This window comes from Chelatococcus sp. HY11 (assembly GCF_018398335.1).
Taxonomy (GTDB): Bacteria; Pseudomonadota; Alphaproteobacteria; order Rhizobiales; family Beijerinckiaceae; genus Chelatococcus.
Genome location: NZ_JAHBRX010000001.1, coordinates 3,229,747 through 3,247,814 on the forward strand (window position 1 = coordinate 3,229,747; position 18,068 = coordinate 3,247,814).

General features: G+C 65.2%; 15 protein-coding genes. 9 read left to right on the plus strand and 6 right to left on the minus strand.

From position 1 onward, the window contains the following. Positions 1-81: 81 nt before the first annotated feature. The 9 genes from KIO74_RS14760 (at position 82) to pnp (ending at position 11,777) form a co-directional block, all read left to right on the plus strand. A complete protein-coding gene (locus KIO74_RS14760) occupies positions 82-714 on the plus strand; it encodes a 2-hydroxychromene-2-carboxylate isomerase (RefSeq protein WP_213332602.1) in 633 nt (210 codons plus the stop codon). Positions 715-876: 162 nt separating this feature from the next. Beyond that, positions 877-1,653, plus strand: a complete 777-nt coding sequence (gene rimP / locus KIO74_RS14765) for a ribosome maturation factor RimP (RefSeq protein ID WP_249730995.1) — start codon at positions 877-879, stop codon at positions 1,651-1,653. 21 nt (positions 1,654-1,674) lie between these two features. After that, positions 1,675-3,357, plus strand: coding sequence for a transcription termination factor NusA (gene nusA / locus KIO74_RS14770; protein ID WP_213332604.1), 1,683 nt, complete (start codon positions 1,675-1,677; stop codon positions 3,355-3,357). Positions 3,358-3,373: 16 nt separating this feature from the next. Continuing rightward, entirely contained in the window at positions 3,374-4,102 is a 729-nt protein-coding gene (locus KIO74_RS14775) for an RNA-binding protein (protein ID WP_213332605.1), read from the plus strand. Then, a complete protein-coding gene (gene infB / locus KIO74_RS14780) occupies positions 4,095-6,848 on the plus strand; it encodes a translation initiation factor IF-2 (protein ID WP_213332606.1) in 2,754 nt (917 codons plus the stop codon). The genes KIO74_RS14775 and infB overlap by 8 nt, the downstream gene beginning before the upstream one ends. A 180-nt stretch (positions 6,849-7,028) precedes the next feature. Further along, positions 7,029-7,523 carry a 30S ribosome-binding factor RbfA gene (gene rbfA, locus KIO74_RS14785; RefSeq protein WP_213332607.1) on the plus strand — a complete coding sequence of 165 codons (495 nt, stop codon included), beginning with the start codon at positions 7,029-7,031 and terminating at the stop codon, positions 7,521-7,523. Positions 7,524-7,533: 10 nt separating this feature from the next. After that, entirely contained in the window at positions 7,534-8,526 is a 993-nt protein-coding gene (gene truB / locus KIO74_RS14790; protein ID WP_249730996.1) for a tRNA pseudouridine(55) synthase TruB, read from the plus strand. Positions 8,527-8,690: 164 nt separating this feature from the next. Beyond that, positions 8,691-8,960, plus strand: a complete 270-nt coding sequence (gene rpsO / locus KIO74_RS14795) for a 30S ribosomal protein S15 (RefSeq protein ID WP_213322245.1) — start codon at positions 8,691-8,693, stop codon at positions 8,958-8,960. 681 nt (positions 8,961-9,641) lie between these two features. Next, positions 9,642-11,777, plus strand: a complete 2,136-nt coding sequence (pnp, locus tag KIO74_RS14800; RefSeq protein ID WP_213332609.1) for a polyribonucleotide nucleotidyltransferase — start codon at positions 9,642-9,644, stop codon at positions 11,775-11,777. A gap of 307 nt (positions 11,778-12,084) precedes the next feature. Here the strand turns inward: pnp and cysK are convergent, their stop codons facing one another. The 6 genes from cysK to ubiE form a co-directional block, all read right to left on the minus strand. Further along, positions 12,085-13,056, minus strand: coding sequence for a cysteine synthase A (gene cysK, locus KIO74_RS14805; RefSeq protein WP_213332610.1), 972 nt, complete (start codon positions 13,054-13,056; stop codon positions 12,085-12,087). Positions 13,057-13,146: 90 nt separating this feature from the next. Then, entirely contained in the window at positions 13,147-13,596 is a 450-nt protein-coding gene (locus tag KIO74_RS14810; RefSeq protein WP_213332611.1) for an RrF2 family transcriptional regulator, read from the minus strand. 27 nt (positions 13,597-13,623) lie between these two features. Next, on the minus strand, positions 13,624-14,076 hold the full coding sequence (dut, locus tag KIO74_RS14815; protein WP_213332612.1) for a dUTP diphosphatase: 453 nt from the start codon (positions 14,074-14,076) through the stop codon (positions 13,624-13,626). After that, the gene (gene coaBC, locus KIO74_RS14820; protein ID WP_213332613.1) at positions 14,073-15,296 is read right to left on the minus strand and encodes a bifunctional phosphopantothenoylcysteine decarboxylase/phosphopantothenate--cysteine ligase CoaBC; all 1,224 of its coding nucleotides are present in this window, start codon (positions 15,294-15,296) and stop codon (positions 14,073-14,075) included. Before coaBC ends, dut begins: the two co-directional genes overlap by 4 nt. A gap of 104 nt (positions 15,297-15,400) precedes the next feature. Then, a complete protein-coding gene (gene ubiB / locus KIO74_RS14825) occupies positions 15,401-16,972 on the minus strand; it encodes a 2-polyprenylphenol 6-hydroxylase (protein WP_213332614.1) in 1,572 nt (523 codons plus the stop codon). A gap of 45 nt (positions 16,973-17,017) precedes the next feature. Continuing rightward, the gene (ubiE, locus tag KIO74_RS14830) at positions 17,018-17,773 is read right to left on the minus strand and encodes a bifunctional demethylmenaquinone methyltransferase/2-methoxy-6-polyprenyl-1,4-benzoquinol methylase UbiE (RefSeq protein WP_213332615.1); all 756 of its coding nucleotides are present in this window, start codon (positions 17,771-17,773) and stop codon (positions 17,018-17,020) included. Between the last annotated feature and the right edge of the window lie 295 nt (positions 17,774-18,068).

An 18,068-nucleotide genomic window follows, 5' to 3' on the forward strand; every position in this document is an offset into this window, starting at 1 on the left:
CTTCGATATTGTTCGATCTCGACATCGCCGTCGTATTGACGCCATCTTCCCACTGTCCTGACTGGTGCTTGACTCAATAAAATGGAGCGAAGCGTGCACCGCCATCAGCTGGATTTCTGGTATGATTTCGCGTCGCCCTACGCCTATCTGGCGGCGATGCGGATTGAAGCCCTCGCGGAAATCCATGCTGTCGATGTCCGCTGGCGGCCTTTCCTGCTCGGACCGATATTCGCCGCGCAGGGTTGGTCGGATTCGCCGTTCAACCTGTTTCCCGCCAAGGGGCGTTATCACTGGCGTGATCTCGCGCGGCAAAGCGCGAAATACGGCCTGCCCTTCAAGGCCCCTGCGAATTTTCCACCCAACAGCCTGGCGGCTGTTCGCCTTGGCCTTCATCTGCGCGACAGCGACCAGGCCGGCCCGTTTTCGCGGGCGCTGTTCGCCGCGACCTTCGGTGAGGGCCGCCCCATGTCCGACGCGGATGTGCTGGCCTCCGTCCTGACGAAGCTCGGCATCGATGCGGGCCGCGCCATTGCCGAGTCGCAAAGCGCTAACGTGAAGGCACGGTTGCGCGCCGAAACCGAGGAGGCCCGCTCCCGCGGGCTTTTCGGCTCCCCGACCTTCCTCACCGGCGACGGGGAGTTGTTCTGGGGGAACGACCGTCTGGAAGAGGCCATGGCCTGGGCTGCCGGCGAGCGCCCCAGCGGCATGCTTTAAGGCGGCGCGGGTTTTCTGCCGCGCCGGTCTTGCACTTGAGCGCCTTGAGGTCTATGTTCCCCGCATCCTGATCATCCAGAATGGTTCATGGTGAACCGTGACGGAGAGTGGGCCCCTACGGGTCCGCTCCTTTTTGTTCTGGAAAATCGAGTAGGGCCCCATTTGACCGAGACTGATCTGCATCTGTTGGAACAACGTGTTATTGCCGAAAAGGGCGTGGCCGCGCGCGTGGCCACCATCGTCGAGCCCGTGCTCGCCGATCTCGGCTTCCGTTTGGTGCGGGTCAAGATCAACGGCATGAACGGATGCACCGTCCAGATCATGGCTGAGCGGCCTGACGGGTCCATGACCGTCGAGGGCTGCGAAGCGGTGAGCCGCGCGATATCGCCGGTGCTCGACCTCGAGGATCCGATCGACCGCGCCTACCACCTCGAAATCTCCTCGCCGGGCATTGATCGGCCGCTAGTACGCCGGTCCGATTTCGAACGCTGGGCGGGTCATGAGGCGAAAGTGGAGACCGCTCTGCCCGTCGAGGGCCGCAAGCGTTTCCGTGGCTTGCTGCGCGGCCTTGATGGGGAGGCGGCGCGTATCGAACGGCTCGACGCCAAGCCAGACGAGGTCGTTGACGTCCTGATACCGCTCGTCGACATCACCGAGGCGCGCCTTGTCCTCACGGACGAGTTGATCCGCGAGACGCTCCGTCGCGACAAGCATGGCGAGCTCCAGGACCTCGATTTCCAGGGCCTCGGCGACGATGTCGACATCGAGGATGTGGACGCGGTGCCGGACGAGGCCGACAACGACAACAGGCCGGGCTGGGCGGGCAAAACCAAAGCCAAGGAAGCCTGGGCCAAGGACGCGAAGACCAAGGGTGGGCCCAATCGCCAGGGCAAGAAGGCCAGCAAGCCTTCTGGTGAGAAGCCTTCCACCAACGAGTGACCAAACGAGAGGATTGACGACATGGCGGTGAGCGCCAACAGGCTCGAGCTCCTGCAGATCGCCGACGCCGTCGCGCGGGAAAAAGTGATTGACCGCGGTATCGTGCTCGCGGCCATGGAGGATGCGATCGCCAAGGCGGCGCGGTCCCGCTATGGCGCCGAGACCGATATTCACGCGGAAATCAATCCCCGCACGGGCGAACTGCGCCTGGCGCGTCACCTGCTCGTTGTGGACGATGTCGAGAATTCATCGACCCAGATCGGCCTCGTTCAGGCGCGGCGCCACAACCCCGCCGCCCAGATCGGCGACGTCATCTCCGATACGCTGCCTCCGTTTGATTTCGGCCGCATCGCGGCGCAGTCCGCGAAACAGGTCATCGTGCAGAAGGTCCGCGAGGCCGAGCGTGATCGCCAGTATGAGGAATTCAAGGACCGCATCGGTCAGATCGTGAACGGCGTCGTGAAGCGCGCCGAATACGGCAACGTGATCGTCGATCTCGGCCGTGGCGAGGCGATCGTGCGTCGCGACGAGCTCATCCCGCGCGAGACGTTCCGCCCTGGTGACCGCATCCGCGCCTATGTCTATGACGTGCGTCGCGAGACGCGCGGACCGCAGATCTTCCTGTCGCGCACCCACCCGCAGTTCATGGCCAAGCTGTTCGCGCAGGAGGTGCCGGAGATCTATGACGGTATCGTCGAGATCAAGGCCGTGGCGCGCGACCCGGGCTCCCGCGCCAAGATCGCGGTGATCTCGCGTGATTCCTCCATCGATCCCGTCGGCGCTTGTGTCGGTATGCGCGGTTCGCGCGTGCAGGCCGTTGTCGGCGAGCTTCAGGGCGAAAAGATCGACATCATTCCGTGGTCCGTCGACAACGCCACCTTCATCGTCAACGCGCTGCAGCCGGCCGAGGTGGTCAAGGTGGTGCTCGACGAGGATTCAGAGCGCATCGAGGTGGTGGTGCCGGACGAGCAGCTGTCGCTCGCCATCGGCCGCCGCGGCCAGAACGTGCGGCTCGCCTCCCAGCTCACCGGTTGGGACATCGACATCCTGACGGAGGCCGAGGAATCGGAGCGCCGGCAGAAGGAATTCATCGAGCGAACCAACATCTTCATGGAACAGCTCGATGTCGATGAGGTCGTCGGCCAGTTGCTCGCCTCGGAAGGTTTCCGCTCGGTCGAGGAAATCGCCTTCGTGGAGCCCTCGGAACTTGCAACGATCGAGGGCTTCGACGACGATACAGCCGCTGAAATCCAGGCACGCGCGCAGGATTACCTGGCCCGTGTCGAGGCTGAGCTCGATGCACGGCGTCAGGAACTCGGCGTCGCTGACGAGTTGCGCGAGATCGACGGTGTGACGACCGCCATGCTCGTGGCATTCGGCGAGAACGACATCAAGACGATCGAGGATCTCGCCGGCTGCGCGACCGACGAGTTGGCCGGATGGACCGAGCGCAAGGGCCAGGAGACGACCAAGCACAAGGGCATCCTCGATGACCTCGAGGTCTCCAAGGCCGAAGCGGAAGGCATGATCATGCTGGCCCGTGTCCGCATGGGCTGGATCGACGCCAGCGAGCTCGAGCAGGCGGCCGAGGAAGCCGAAGACGGCGAGGAAACCGAGGCCACCGAGGCCACCGAGGCGGACGCCGCGGATGCCGACGAACAGACACCGGCCGAGGGCAGCACAGCCCCGGCCGCAGACAGATGAGGATGGGGAGACCGCCATGTCGCGCCGACGCGACGCAACGGTGGATCTGCGGCGGGAGGAGCGGCTTTGCGCGGTGACGCGCGAGGTCAAGGATCCCGATGAGCTGATCCGTTTCGTTGCCGGCCCTGACGGGACGATGGTGCCTGACCTGCGCCGCCGGCTTCCGGGGCGCGGTGTCTGGGTGACCGGTACCGCGTCAGCGGTGCGGCAGGCGGTCAAACGGCGCGCCTTCGGGCGCAGCCTCAAGCAGGATGTGGTGACTTCGCCGGCGCTGGCCGACGAGGTGGCGGCCCTGCTCCGCCGCGATACCTTGCAGGCGCTCGCGCTCGCCAATAAGGCAGGCGCCGTGGTGACCGGTTTTGGCAAGGTCGAGGAAGCGGCGGAAAAGGGCAAGGTGGCAGCCTTGCTCCATGCCAGCGAGGCGGCTCCGGATGGCCGGCGCAAACTCGCGCAGGCGATGCGGAGGGGCTTTCCGGAGACCTCGGCGACCGTTGCTGTCGTCGATGTTTTCGCCGAAGGCGATTTGGATTTGGCATTGGGCCGGGCACATGTGATACATGCAGCCCTCATCGCAGGCCCTGGCAGCGAAGTGTTTATGGCGCGCTGGCGTCGATTGGCGCGCTATGTGGCGGATGACGAACCCAGGGCGGGCCCGTCGGACGGTACATTGAACGAATTGGGCACAGGGCCGCGAGGCCCGGTGATGGATGAACGCGAAGGCGCAGGATTCGAGCGGAATGAGTGATACAAAAAACCCGACCGACAAGACGCTGAGCGTGACGTCGAAGACGTTGACGCTGAAGCGCCCAGTCGAACAGGGCGTAGTGCGCCAGAGCTTCTCCCACGGGCGGACCAAATCCGTCGTGGTTGAGAAGGTGAAGCGTCGCGTCATCGGACCGGGCGATGTCAAGGAAGGCGCTCCCGCTGCGCCGACGCCTCCCGTTGCTCCCCCCAAGCCCGCGCCAGCTCCGGCAAGGCCGTCCCAGCGGCCCGGCCAGCAGCAGTCGCAGCGGCCTGCCGCGCAATCGTCCTCGCGCCCCACCGGCGTGGTCCTGCGGACCTTGACCGACGATGAGCGCGATGCCCGCCTGCAAGCCTTGACGGAAGCCAAGCGCCGCGAGACCGAAGAGCGCCGCGTGGCCGAGGAAGAGGCGAAGCGTCGCGCTATCCGCGAGGCGCAGGAGCGCGTCGAGCGTGAGGCGGCGGAAGCCCGCAAGCGCGAGGAAGACGAACGTCGCCGGCAGGAAGATGACCGCAAGCGCAAGGCGGAAGAAGAGGCACGCCGGCGCCTTGGCGCCGAGACCGCTGGCCAGTCCGCGGCACCGGCGTCCCAAGTACCGCGCGCGGAAGCGCCAGCCGCCTCGCGCCGGCCTGAGACCGCTCCCCCGAGCGGCGGCGCCGCCGCTCGTCCCGCCGGAGCGGGCCAGCCGAGCGGGGCGCCTCGCCGCGCGCCTTTGAACGCAACCGTTCCCTCCAGCCGTCCGCGGCCGCTTGAATCGGAATCGGAAGCGCCGCGTGTCATTCGTCGCCCGAGTGGCGTGCCGGGACGGCCTCCCGCTCCGCCGCCGAAGACCCCGAAAGCGCCGGGGACGGACGATCGTCGCCGCGGACGCCTGACGCTCGCCACGGCCCATACGGCCGAGGAGGAGCGCACGCATTCCGCGGCCGCCTATCGCCGTCGCCTGCAGCGCATGAAGGGTTCCGCGAACGAACCGAAAGAGAAGCTCAGCCGCGAAGTCGTCATTCCTGAGACCATCACGATCCAGGAACTGGCGAACCGCATGGCCGAGCGTGGCGTCGACGTCATCCGCCTGCTGATGAAACAGGGCGAGATGCACAAGATCACCGACGTGATCGACGCCGACACCGCCCAGCTCATCGCCGAGGAACTCGGCCACACTGTCAAGCGCGTGGCTGAATCGGACGTGGAAGAAGGCCTGTTTGACGCTCCCGACCAGGAGGCGACGCTCCTGCCGCGCCCGCCGGTCGTGACCATCATGGGCCACGTCGACCACGGCAAGACCTCGCTGCTCGACGCCATCCGCCATGCCAATGTGGTGTCGGGCGAGGCAGGTGGTATCACGCAGCACATCGGCGCCTACCAGGTGACATCGCCGCTCGGCGGCAAGATCACCTTCATCGACACGCCCGGCCACGCCGCCTTCACGGCGATGCGTGCCCGTGGCGCGAAGGTGACGGATATAGTCGTGCTCGTGGTGGCGGCTGATGACGGCGTCATGCCCCAGACGGTTGAAGCCATCAACCACGCCAAGGCGGCCAATGTCCCGCTGATCGTGGCGATCAACAAGATCGACAAGCCGGAAGCGAACCCGCAGCGCGTGCGCACGGAATTGCTCCAGCACGAGATCGTCGTTGAGTCCCTGGGTGGTGACACCCTCGAATTCGAGGTCTCGGCGAAGGCCGGCACCAACCTCGACAAGCTCCTGGAAGGCCTGCAGCTTCAGTCCGAAATTCTCGATCTGAAGGCGAACCCCGACCGTGCCGCCGAAGGCACCGTCGTCGAGGCCAAGCTCGATCGTGGCCGTGGCCCGGTCGCGACCGTGCTCGTCCAGCGCGGCACGCTGAAGGTCGGCGACATCGTTGTCGCCGGTGCCGAATATGGCCGCGTCCGCGCCCTGATCGCCGATACCGGCGATCAGCTGAAGGAGGCCGGTCCGTCGGTTCCGGCCGAGGTGCTCGGTTTCAACGGCACGCCCGAGGCCGGCGATCGCGTCGCGGTCGTCGAGAACGAGGCGCGTGCCCGCGAGATCACGGGCTATCGCGAGCGTCAGAAGCGCGATCGCGCCGCCGCGCGTGGCGTGACGGCAGCCCGCTCGCTGACCGACATGATGCGCGACCTCAAGGAAGGCACAGGCCGCAAGGAGTTCGCGCTCGTCGTCAAGGGCGACGTGCAGGGCTCGGTCGAGGCCATTGTCGGCGCGCTTGAGAAGATCGGCAACGACGAGGTCAGCGCCCGCGTGCTGCATTCCGGCGTCGGCGGCATCACCGAGAGCGATGTTACGCTCGCGGAAGCCTTCAACGCGGTCATCCTCGGCTTCAACGTGCGCGCCAACAAGGAAACGCGCGAAGCCGCCGAGCGCACCGGTGTCGAGATCCGCTACTACAACATCATCTACGACCTCGTGGACGATGTGAAACTGGCGATGTCGGGCCTTCTGGCTCCCACGCTCCGCGAGCACCGGCTTGGCGAAGCGCAAATCCTCGAGATCTTCGACGTGTCGAAGGTCGGCAAGATCGCTGGTTGCCGCGTGCTGGACGGTACGGTGGAGCGTGGTGCAAACGTGCGCCTCATCCGCGACAACGTGGTCATCCACGAGGGCAAGCTCAGCCAGCTCAAGCGCTTCAAGGACGATGCGAAGGAAGTCGTCGCCGGTCAGGAATGCGGCATGGCCTTCGAGAATTATCAGGACATGCGCGCCGGCGATCTCATCGAGTGCTATCGCGTCGAGGAGATCAAGCGCACGCTTTGATCCGCGTCGCATCATGGCCGGGCTTGGCCCGGCCATCCGATTGGGGGGAGCGCAGCGCTTGGGCTGGCTTCCTCCAAAGAGCTTCGAGGATGAGATAGGCCGATCGAGATGGCCGGGACAAACCCGGCCATGATGACGGCGATTTATCAGAGCCCGGTCCGATCCCGGGAGGTAGGAACTATGCCGAAAAAGAGATTCGACACGGGCCCAGGCCCGAGCCAACGCGCGTTGCGCGTCGGCGAGCTTGTCCGTCATGCGATGGCCGAGATATTGACGCGCGGCGATCTGATCGACGACGTCGTCACCTCACATGTGATCACCATCCCCGAAGTGCGGATGTCGCCCGATCTCAAGCTGGCGACGATCTATGTCATGCCGCTCGGCGGCAAGGACGAGAAGGCGGTGGTCGAAGCCCTGCAGCGCCATCGCCGCTTCCTGCGCGGAGAACTCGCGCGGCGCCTCAGCATCAAATTCATGCCCGATATCCGCTTTCGCCTCGACGAGAGTTTCGACGAGGCGGCTCGCATCGACGGCCTGCTGCATTCCAGCAAGGTGCAGGCCGACCTCGCGCCTCACAGGGGTGAGGATGACGACGAGGACGATGCGGACGCGGATGGCATGAACTCTCACCCGTATGCCCGTCCCTCAAAAGCAGATGATGATGAGACCCCTTGAGCGCGCCACGATGAGCGACATCGCCGACGAGCCCCCCAGCCTCCCGCCCTCGCACGCCACACCCTCTTCGGGCCGTGGCCAGCAGCCCCCGCGCCGCAAGCGGGACGTGCACGGCTGGGTGGTGCTCGACAAGCCGGTGGGCATGACCTCGACCCATGCGGTGGCTGTGGTAAAGCGGGTCCTGCACGCGAAGAAGGCTGGCCACGCCGGCACGCTTGATCCGCTCGCGTCGGGGCTCCTGCCGATCGCGCTCGGTGAGGCCACGAAGACCGTGCCTTTCGTGATGGACGGCCGCAAGGCGTACCAATTTACCGTCACCTGGGGCAGCCAGACCGATACGGACGACACCGAGGGCAGCGTTACGGCGACCAGCGAGGCGCGCCCGGACGAGGCCGCCATTCTGGCTGTCCTGCCACGTTTCAGCGGCGATATCATGCAGGTGCCGCCACGCTTCTCCGCGATCAAGATCGCCGGTGAGCGCGCCTATGATCTGGCGCGCGGCGGTGAAGTGGTTGAACTCGAGGCAAGGCCGGTCCGGATCGACCGGCTCACGCTCATCAGTCACACGCCGGACCACAGCGTTTTCGAGGCGGAATGCGGCAAGGGTACCTATGTCCGCGCCATCGCGCGCGATCTCGGCCTTGCCATCGGCTGCTACGGCCATGTCTCCGCCCTGCGGCGGACACGGGTCGGGCCGTTCAATACCGACCGCTCCATCTCGCTCGAAGACCTCCAGAAAGCCGGACAGGCGGCGCCCGGCGAGGCGCTCGCGGCCGTTCTTCCCGTGGACGCGGCTTTGGATGATCTGCCTTCGGTCGCCGTCAGCCGGCCCGATGCCGCGCGGCTGGCACGTGGCCAGGGCGTTCTGCTGCGTGGCCGCGACGCGCCGATCATCGAGGGGCCCCTGTCGGTCACCTGCCAAGGACGTCTGGTGGCCGTCGCCGACATCGCCGGCGGTGAGATCGTGCCGCGGCGCGTCTTCAACCTGTCAGGCGGATTGTGAGCGCCGAGCAACGGCCTCCATCTTAGCGGCCGTCAAGCGTAACCACGCTTCACGCTGGCTTTCCCACGCAATTCGTGTATAGCACGGCAGCATGCGGCATGTGTGCTGCCTCAACAGACCTCGCTGGACGACATCCCGGCCAGGCCAACGTCAAGGAGATACCGATGTCGATCACAGCCGAGCGCAAGCAAGAGCTTCTCAAGGACTATGGACGGGTCGCCAACGACACCGGCTCTCCCGAGGTGCAGATTGCGATCCTGACCACGCGCATCGTCAATCTGACCGAGCATTTCCGCACTCACGCGAAGGACAACCACTCGCGTCGCGGACTGCTGAAGATGGTTTCGCAGCGCCGTTCGCTGCTCGACTACCTGAAGAAGAAGGACGAAGCCCGTTACCGCAGCCTGATCGAGCGCCTCGGCCTCCGTCGCTGATCGGCATCGCGATCCCGCCGCCGGACACGGTGCCGGGATCGTCTCGTATCAGGCCCCGACAACAAGGATGGCGTGCCCGATCTTCAGCGGCTCGCCTCCTCCAGGCATCCGCGCCCTTGGCTTTCCGAATGACTCAGACGCGGATGTTAAAGAGAAGAGCGATCGTTCTGATCCGATCAGGCCCATCCGCTCTGGCGTAGTTGAGTGCGTGGCCGCAACCGACTGTTCGGCTGTAGACAACGTTAGGACGTCGGCCCCCCGTAGGGTCGAAATAACAGCGGGCCATGTCGGCCTGCCGGAGAACCGGGCGGTTGGGATTGCTCGGCAGTGGCTCGCAAGGGGTAGTGTACCCACCATCGCGACCACACTCCGAACCGCAGCATGGTGCTGCGATAGGCACGTATCGTGAAAATGGCCGCTTGGCCGTGTTTTGCGCTGCGTCCCCGGGCGGACAGCAAGGGTTGACCGCCCTTCGTGAGGGACACGCGGACTTCGTCCGGCGGCTTCCCTTAGACAGGTTGCTTGAACGGCCAGGCGTGCTGCGTGAACGGCCGGGCCAGACGACCATGGCAGGATCGCCGGATGCTCATCAAGAGATCGAGCCTCTCGCCGTCTTGCTCATGGCGTCGCCTCAAGCGGCTCAAGGCCTTCGGGCCCGAAAGACCATGAGAGATAGAACCCATGTTCGACATTCAACGTGAAGAGATCAATTGGGGCGGCACCACGCTGACCCTCGAGACGGGCCGCATCGCCCGCCAGGCTGATGGCGCGGTTCTCGCGACCTACGGCGAGACGACGGTTCTCGCGACGGTCGTCGCGGCCAAGGAGCCCAAGCCCGGCATCGACTTCATGCCGCTCACCGTAAACTACCAGGAAAAGGCCTATGCCGCCGGCCGCATTCCCGGTGGTTATTTCAAGCGTGAAGGCCGTCCTTCCGAGAAGGAGACCCTGGTCTCCCGTCTGATCGACCGCCCGATCCGTCCGCTGTTCCTCGACGGCTGGCGCAATGACACCCAGGTCATCGTCACCGTGCTCACGCACGACCTAGAGAACGATCCCGACATCGTATCGATGGTCGCCGCTTCCGCTGCCTTGACCCTGTCGGGCGTACCCTTCACCGGGCCCGTCGGCGCGGCGCGCGTCGGCTATGTCAAGGGCGAGTACAAACTCAACCCGCCTGTCACCGAGAAAGAGGCCTCCGACCTCGACCTCGTCGTCGCCGGCACCGCGGATGCCGTGCTGATGGTGGAGTCGGAAGCCAAGGAGCTTTCGGAAGAGGTGATGCTCGGCGCCGTGATGTTCGGTCACAACGCCTTCCAGCCGGTGATCGAGGCCATCATCCGTCTCGCGGAGAAAGCCGCGAAAGAGCCGCGCGATATCGCCGCGCCTGATGTCTCGGACGTCGAGAAAGCGGTTCTCGAGATCGCCGAGGCTGACCTGCGCGCCGCCTATCAGATCGTCGACAAGCAGAGCCGCTATAACGCGGTCGATGCCGCCAAGGCCAAGGTCGTCGCGGCCCTTCTGCCGGAAGAAGGCGAGGCGCGTTTCCCCGCCGAGCAGGTCAAGTCCGTGTTCAAGGAAGTCCAGGCCAAGATCGTGCGCTGGAACATCCTCGACACCGGCACGCGCATCGACGGCCGCGACGTCAAGACGGTCCGCCCGATCGTCTCGGAAGTCGGGCTCCTGCCGCGCACCCACGGCTCCGCCCTCTTCACTCGCGGCGAGACGCAGGCCCTGGTGGTCGCGACGCTGGGCACCGGTGACGACGAGCAGTTCGTCGACTCGCTGGAAGGCACCTACAAGGAAACCTTCCTGCTGCACTACAATTTCCCTCCCTACTCCGTCGGCGAGACGGGCCGCATGGGTTCGCCGGGCCGCCGCGAGATCGGCCATGGCAAGCTCGCATGGCGCGCCGTGCATCCCATGCTGCCGCCGCACCACGAGTTCCCCTACACCCTGCGCGTCGTCTCGGAGATCACCGAGTCCAACGGTTCGTCCTCGATGGCGACCGTCTGCGGCACGTCGCTGTCGCTGATGGACGCGGGCGTGCCGCTGCGCCGGCCGGTGGCCGGCATCGCCATGGGCCTGATCCTGGAAGGCGAGCGCTACGCGGTGCTCTCCGACATCCTGGGCGACGAGGACCATCTCGGCGACATGGACTTCAAGGTGGCTGGCACCGACCAGGGCATCACCGCCCTGCAGATGGACATCAAGATCGCCGGCATCACCGAGGAGATCATGAAGGTCGCCCTCGACCAGGCCAAGGGCGGCCGTCTGCACATCCTCGGCGAGATGGGCAAGGCGCTGACCTCGGCTCGCGCCGAGCTCGGTGAATATGCCCCGCGCATCGAGACCATCAAGATCCCGCAGGACAAGATCCGCGAGGTCATCGGTTCGGGCGGCAAGGTCATCCGCGAGATCGTCGAGAAGACGGGCGCCAAGATCGACATCGGCGACGACGGCACCGTCAAGGTCGCGTCGTCGGATGGGAAGTCCATCACCGCCGCCATCAACTGGATCAAGGGCATCGCCGCCGAGCCGGAGCTGAACGCGATCTATGAGGGCACGGTGGTGAAGACCACGGACTTCGGCGCCTTCGTGAACTTCTTCGGCTCCCGCGACGGCCTCGTCCACATCTCCCAGCTCGCGCCGCAGCGGGTTCAGAAGGTGACGGACGTGGTCAAGGAGGGCCAGAAGGTCAAGGTCAAGCTTCTCGGCTTTGACGAGCGCGGCAAGGTCCGCCTCTCCATGAAGGCGGTCGACCAGGAGACGGGCGAGGACCTCGAGTCCAAGCAGAAGGATGGCACCGCCGAGTAAGGCGCTGCCCTTCGCATTCCAAAATGAAAAGGCCGGCTTGCGCCGGCCTTTTTTATTGCGGTCTTCAGCAATCCACTCAGGCGCGGATCGATCCAAGTCCGCGTGTAACCCAGCAAGTCCGCGTGCAACGTAGCGCTTGGAAGCCCGCGGAAACTCGCCCTCGGGCAAGACAAACCACACGCAGTTCACTGCGGTAGGCAACCACGAGCGGCATCGTCCCTACTCACCGGACCTGGCGTTATTGGCCAGCCCCGGGGTGACATAATGTGAAGTTTTGCTTCAGTGGCGGGACAAGCCGAGGCCCCGCTTACAGCCCCTCGAACAGGGCGGTAGAGAGATAGCGTTCGGCGAAATCGGGAACGATCAGCACGATCGTCTTGCCGGCCGATTCCGGACGGGCCGCGACTTCGAGGGCCGCCGCCAGCGCCGCACCCGCCGAGATGCCGACGGGAATGCCCTCCGTCCGGGCAAGCAGGCGCGAGGTGTCGAAAGCCGTCTGATTGCCGACTGTGACGACCTCGTCGATCACGGACCGATCCAGGACCTCCGGCACGAAACCGGCGCCGATGCCCTGAATCTTGTGGGGGCCTGGCTGGCCGCCCGACAGCACGGGTGAATCCTCAGGCTCGACCGCGACGACATGGAGGGAGGGCTTGCGCGGCTTCAATACCTGGCCGATGCCGGTGATCGTGCCGCCCGTGCCGACACCCGCGACGACGATATCGACCTCACCCTTGGTGTCGTTCCAGATCTCTTCAGCGGTCGTGCGCCGGTGGATGTCCGGGTTAGCCGGATTATGGAACTGCTGCGGGATGATCGATCCGGGGATAGAGGCCTTAAGCTCCTCGGCGCGGTTGATGGCGCCACGCATCCCCTGGGGTCCTGGGGTCAGCTCAAGCTCCGCGCCGAGCAGCGACAGCATCTTGCGCCGCTCGATCGACATCGTCTCCGGCATCACCAGAATGAGGCGATAACCCCGGGCGGCCGCGACGAAGGCGAGCGCGATACCCGTATTGCCCGAGGTCGGTTCGATCAGTGTCGCGCCCGGCTTGATGAGCCCCTGCTCTTCGAGAGCCGCGATCATATTGACGCCGATGCGGTCCTTCACGCTCGCGATCGGGTTGAAGAACTCGAGCTTGGCGAGCAGGCGGGCCTTCAGGCCGCGTTCCTGCTCCAATCGATGAAGCCGAACGAGCGGGGTATCACCGATCGTCTCGGTGATGGAGTCGTATACGCGGCCACGGCCTGGTCCCGTGGATGCACTCGATTTGTCCGCCATGGCGCTTCTCCGTTGCGCTGGAAATCCGTCCCGGGTTGATCCCAGCGTTCATATAACAACAATATAGAGATGATTAAAATATTTTACGATCTAAATCGTAAAATCTTCCGCGGCGGCAGGCGTGGCGAAAACCGCCGTCGCATCCGCCTTGCGGCAAAGGTCCTCGACGGTGATCTGATCGAGCTTCGCCAGGAATGTCTCGCTGGCGTCACGAATCGTCGGCCCTATGACGCGATCGACGAGAACCGAATCGGGAACCGGCAGGCCACTCTCATCATCACCGTCCATGGCTGCCCGCACGATGTCGCCGGCCGAGATCCGGCGGCGTTCCCGCGCCAGCTCATAGCCGCCGCGTGGGCCGCGCACCCCTTTCAGAATTCCGGCGCGAACGAGCTGCTGCAGCACTGTTTCCAGATGCCGCGGCGGCAAGTTGTGGCGTGCAGCGAGAAATTTCGCCGCGACTGGGGTTGGCCGCGCATGGATAGCGACATCAACGACCGCGGCAACGGCCAGAAGGCTGCGCCTGGAGAGCAAGATCATGGCGGATGGCTCCTCTCGATTAAGTCATCACGTGCCGGTCGAGCCGAAGCCCCCGCTGCCGCGCGCTGTCTCGTCGAAGGTCTCGACTTCGCGCAACGCGACCTGAATGACCGGCGCGACGACAAGTTGGGCGACGCGCATGCCGCGCGTGATGACAACAGGCTCCTGGCCCAGATTGATCAGGATGACGCCCAGTTCGCCGCGGTAATCCGCATCGACGGTGCCAGGCGCATTGGCAACGGTCAGTCCCTGCTTGAGGGCAAGTCCGGAGCGCGGCCGCACCTGTCCCTCATAACCGCGCGGCAGGGCAATCACGAGCCCGGTGGGCACCAGCGCGCGGGAGCCGGGCTGGAGCGTCAACGGCTGCCCCTCCGGCACGGCCGCGGTGAGATCCATCCCGGCCGCATCCGGTGTCTCGTAACGCGGCATCGGCAGGCCCTCGGCGTGCGCCAAACGGCGCAACCCCACTTCAACGCTCATACATTATTCTCCTGGAATACGCGGGCGATCCGCTCCACCAACCGGGCGGCCACTTCGGTCTTCGGCAGATCGGGCCAATCCTCGACCGTGTCGGCGGTCACCACATGCACCGTATTGTTGTCCCCGCCCATGATGCCCGTGGCGTGGCTGACGTCATTGGCGATGATCCAGTCACAACCCTTGCGCTGGCGCTTGGCCTTGGCATAGGCGACTACATTTTCTGTTTCGGCGGCGAAACCCACGACGAGCCGTGGGCGATCCACGGCGCGCTGCGCGACGGTCGCCAGGATATCCGGGTTCTCCACCAAGGCGAGCCTTGGAGCGGCGCCGGTTTTCTTCATTTTCTGCGAAGCTTCGCCCGCCACCCGCCAGTCCGCGACGGCCGCGGTGAAAATGCCGACATCCGCCGGTAAAGCCGCCTCGACCGCCGCGAGCATCTCGACGGCGGTTTCCACATGGTGAACCGTTACGCCGGAAGGATCAGGAATTGAAACCGGCCCCGAAACGAGCACCACCTCCGCGCCCAGCGCCGCCGCCGCGGCCGCGATAGCGTGGCCCTGGCGGCCGGAGGAGCGATTGGCAATGTAGCGGACGGGATCGATCGGTTCATGCGTCGGGCCTGACGTAATGACGACACGCCTGCCGGCGAGGGCTCGTGTCGAACCGGATTGCCCGGCATTATCCTGAAGCACCTGCTCGATCGCGGCGACGATCTCCAGCGGCTCGGCCACGCGGCCCGGCCCCTCCTCGCCCCGCTCGGCCATCTTACCGCTGTTGGGGCCAACGACGCGCACGCCGTCTGCCAGAAGTTGGGCCAAGTTGCGCCGCGTGGCGGGATGCTCCCACATGCGCGGGTTCATGGCCGGTGCGATCAAAATGGGTTTGTCCGTGGCGAGCAACGCGGTGCTCGCGAGATCATCCGCGTGGCCCTGGGCCATCTTGGCGAGGATATCGGCGGTCGCGGGTGCGACGACGAGCAGATCAGCCTGCCGCGACAACGCGATATGGCCGATGTCCGCTTCATCAGTCAGGGAAAACATATCGGTAAAGGCGCGTTCACCACAGAGACTGCCAACCGACAGGGGCGTGATGAACTCAGCGCCGGCGCGCGTCAGGATGGCGCGCACGGCGTAGCCTCGCTCCTTCAAGCGTCGAATGAGATCCAGCGACTTATAGGCCGCGATCCCCCCGGCGATGATGAGAAGAATGCGCTTCTGCAATCCACACTCCGGCGCTCGCGCTCCAATGATATGCCGGAACGATTAGCACATTCCCAGCGCGGGCTTTACCCCATTTCGCAAAATTCAGCGCGAAATAAAGGTCTTTACAAGGCGAGCCAGATGAGGCCGAGCAAAACGACAATCAGCCACAGCGCAATTGTCCGGGCGCGGCCGCCACGGGCTTCCGCCCGGCCAATGGCCGCCACGCTGTCGTGATCGAGCTGGACCCCTTCCCGCGCCATGCGCTCGACGTCGGTGACGAGGCGCTCGCCACGGGTGAGGAGGCCCGGCAGATGGCCGAGAAAGCCGCCGAACTCGCGCGCATTGCGGCCGACATCCGCCAACCGGCCAAGCGGCCCGAGATTCTGCTCGATCCAGCTGCGCACCACGGGATCGGCCGTGGACCACATATCGAGCTTCGGGTCGAGATTGCGCGCCACGCCCTCGACCACGACCATGGTCTTCTGGAGCATCACCAGCTCCGTGCGCGTCTGCATGTCGAAAAGCGCCGTGATCTCGAAGAGAAGCGTCAGCAGCTTCGCCATCGAGATCTCATCCGCGCGCCGCTTGTGGATCGGCTCGCCGATCGCGCGGATCGCCTGGGCGAAATCCGCGACGTTATGGCGATGCGGCACATAGCCCGCTTCGAAATGCACCTCAGCGACGCGCTGATAGTTGCGGGTGATGAAGCCGTAGAGGATTTCCGCGAGAAAGCGGCGCTCCTCCAGGCTCAACCGCCCCATGATGCCGCAATCCACGGCAACGAGCCGGCCGTCCGGCGCCGCGAAGAGATTGCCCGGATGCATGTCCGCGTGGAAGAAGCCGTCGCGCAGGGCCTGACGCAGGAACGTCTGGATCACCGCGCGGCCCAGCGCTACGCGGTCAAGCCCGGCCGCCTCGATGCCAGCCAGATCCGACAGCGGCAGGCCTTCCACCCATTCGTTGACCAGAACGTCGCGTCCCGTCATGTCCCATTCAACGGCCGGCACACGAAAATCGGTGTCATCGGCGGTATTCTGGGCGAGCTCCGAGAGCGCGGCGGCCTCCAGCCGGAGATCCATCTCCATGACGACGGAACGCGCCAGCGTCTCGACAACTTCCACCGGCTTGAGGCGGTGCATGTCCGGCAGAAAACGCGCCGCCAGCCGCGCCCCAAAGCGCATGGCGGACAGATCCGCGTTGAAACGCTCACGCACGCCGGGCCGCAGCACCTTGACCGCGACCTCGCGGCCGCCCCGCGCATCCACAAGCCGGGCGCGATGGACCTGGGCGATGGAGGCGGCGGCGACCGGATCGCTGAAGCTCGCGAAGACCTGGCCGAGGGGCTGTCCCAGTGTTTCTTCCACGATCGCGACCGCTTCCGCCTTCGGAAAGGCAGGCATTCTGTCTTGCAACGCCTCGAGATCGCGCGCCACGCGGATGCCCACGACATCGGGCCGCGTGGCCAGAAACTGGCCGAACTTGACATAGGAGGGCCCGAGCCGCGTCAACGCGGCGGCCAGACGTTCCGCCCCGTCGCCGCGCCCGCGTCGCTCGATAAGCCGCGCGATACGGACCCCCGCCCTCGCCGCCGGCGGCAGCAGCGACTGGTCGAACAGGCCAAAGGCCCCCTCGCGCGCCAGCACGAAGCCAACACGGGCGAAGGACAGAATATGCCAGATGTCGGAAAGCGCCACCCTATCGCCTCCCCCACGCGCCACGCCAGCCGGTGGAACGAGCCATCAAAGCTTCCATGCCGAATGGAGAGCGACGACGCCGAGCGTCATGGGACGGTAGCTGACGGAGCGGAAGCCGGCATCTTCCAGCATGGTGGAAAAGGCGTGCGGCGTCGGGAAGCGGCGGATCGATTCGACGAGATAGCGGTAGGGCTCGGCGTCGCCCGTCACCATACGCCCGACCGCCGGAATGACATTAAAAGAGTAGGCCCGATAAATCGCGTCGGCGCCGGGCACGTCGACATGGCTGAACTCAAGGCACAGCAGCCGTCCGCCACGCTTCAGCACGCGATAGGCCTCGGCGAGTGCCTTGTCGATGCGCGGCACGTTGCGGATGCCGAACACCACCGTATAAGCGTCGAATTCACGATCACCGAAGGGAAGCGCCTCGGCATTGCCGGCGACGAAGGTGATGCGGTCGCCAAAGCGCGCTCCCGCCCGATCCTTGCCGACCTCCAGCATATCGCCGTTGATGTCGAGCACCGTGACGCGCGTCTCGGGCCCGCCCGCGTCAAGCACCCGGAAGGCAACGTCCCCGGTTCCGCCCGCCACGTCGAGGTGGGCGAAGGGGCGGTTCCGCGGCGGGCGCAGCGACGATACCAGCGCATTCTTCCAGGCGCGATGCAGGCCGCCCGACATCAGATCGTTCATCACGTCGTAACGGCGCGCGACCTTGTGGAAGACGTCGTTCACGAGCGTCTGCTTTTCGTCCAGGGGCACCTCGGAAAAGCCGAAATGCGTCAGGTCATTCGCCCGGGTCACCGTGATCTCGCATCCCTATTGGAACTGATGATGCAGTCGAAGCGGCCCGACCATAGATCAAGAGCCCCAAGGGGGGAAAGTGCCATTCGGTCGCTCTCCGTCTCTATCTTATTGGAAATGATCACATTCCGATGCCTGGCGGATCTCGCCACATCAAGCGCTAGCTGGCCGCGGGGAGGAGAGGGGGTGCTGCCCACCGCCTTGGGGCAAGGCGGCCACACGAGAGAACAGTGCTAAGGCAGCCCATTTCCTTAAAATCATCTATTGCAACAGGCCGGCCGCGTTGCGGGCCATA

What these genes read in the sequence shown, in the direction of transcription:
- KIO74_RS14810 (WP_213332611.1), bottom strand. Translation starts at nt 13,596, where the DNA reads ATGATCTTGCTCTCCAGGCGCAGCCTTCTGGCCGTTGCCGCGGTCGTT.
- dut (WP_213332612.1), bottom strand. Translation starts at nt 14,076, where the DNA reads ATGAGCGTTGAAGTGGGGTTGCGCCGTTTGGCGCACGCCGAGGGCCTG.
- KIO74_RS14760 (WP_213332602.1), top strand. Translation starts at nt 82, where the DNA reads ATGGAGCGAAGCGTGCACCGCCATCAGCTGGATTTCTGGTATGATTTC.
- rbfA (WP_213332607.1), top strand. Translation starts at nt 7,029, where the DNA reads ATGCCGAAAAAGAGATTCGACACGGGCCCAGGCCCGAGCCAACGCGCG.
- rpsO (WP_213322245.1), top strand. Translation starts at nt 8,691, where the DNA reads ATGTCGATCACAGCCGAGCGCAAGCAAGAGCTTCTCAAGGACTATGGA.
- cysK (WP_213332610.1), bottom strand. Translation starts at nt 13,056, where the DNA reads ATGGCGGACAAATCGAGTGCATCCACGGGACCAGGCCGTGGCCGCGTA.
- nusA (WP_213332604.1), top strand. Translation starts at nt 1,675, where the DNA reads ATGGCGGTGAGCGCCAACAGGCTCGAGCTCCTGCAGATCGCCGACGCC.
- KIO74_RS14775 (WP_213332605.1), top strand. Translation starts at nt 3,374, where the DNA reads ATGTCGCGCCGACGCGACGCAACGGTGGATCTGCGGCGGGAGGAGCGG.
- truB (WP_249730996.1), top strand. Translation starts at nt 7,534, where the DNA reads ATGAGCGACATCGCCGACGAGCCCCCCAGCCTCCCGCCCTCGCACGCC.
- pnp (WP_213332609.1), top strand. Translation starts at nt 9,642, where the DNA reads ATGTTCGACATTCAACGTGAAGAGATCAATTGGGGCGGCACCACGCTG.
- infB (WP_213332606.1), top strand. Translation starts at nt 4,095, where the DNA reads ATGAGTGATACAAAAAACCCGACCGACAAGACGCTGAGCGTGACGTCG.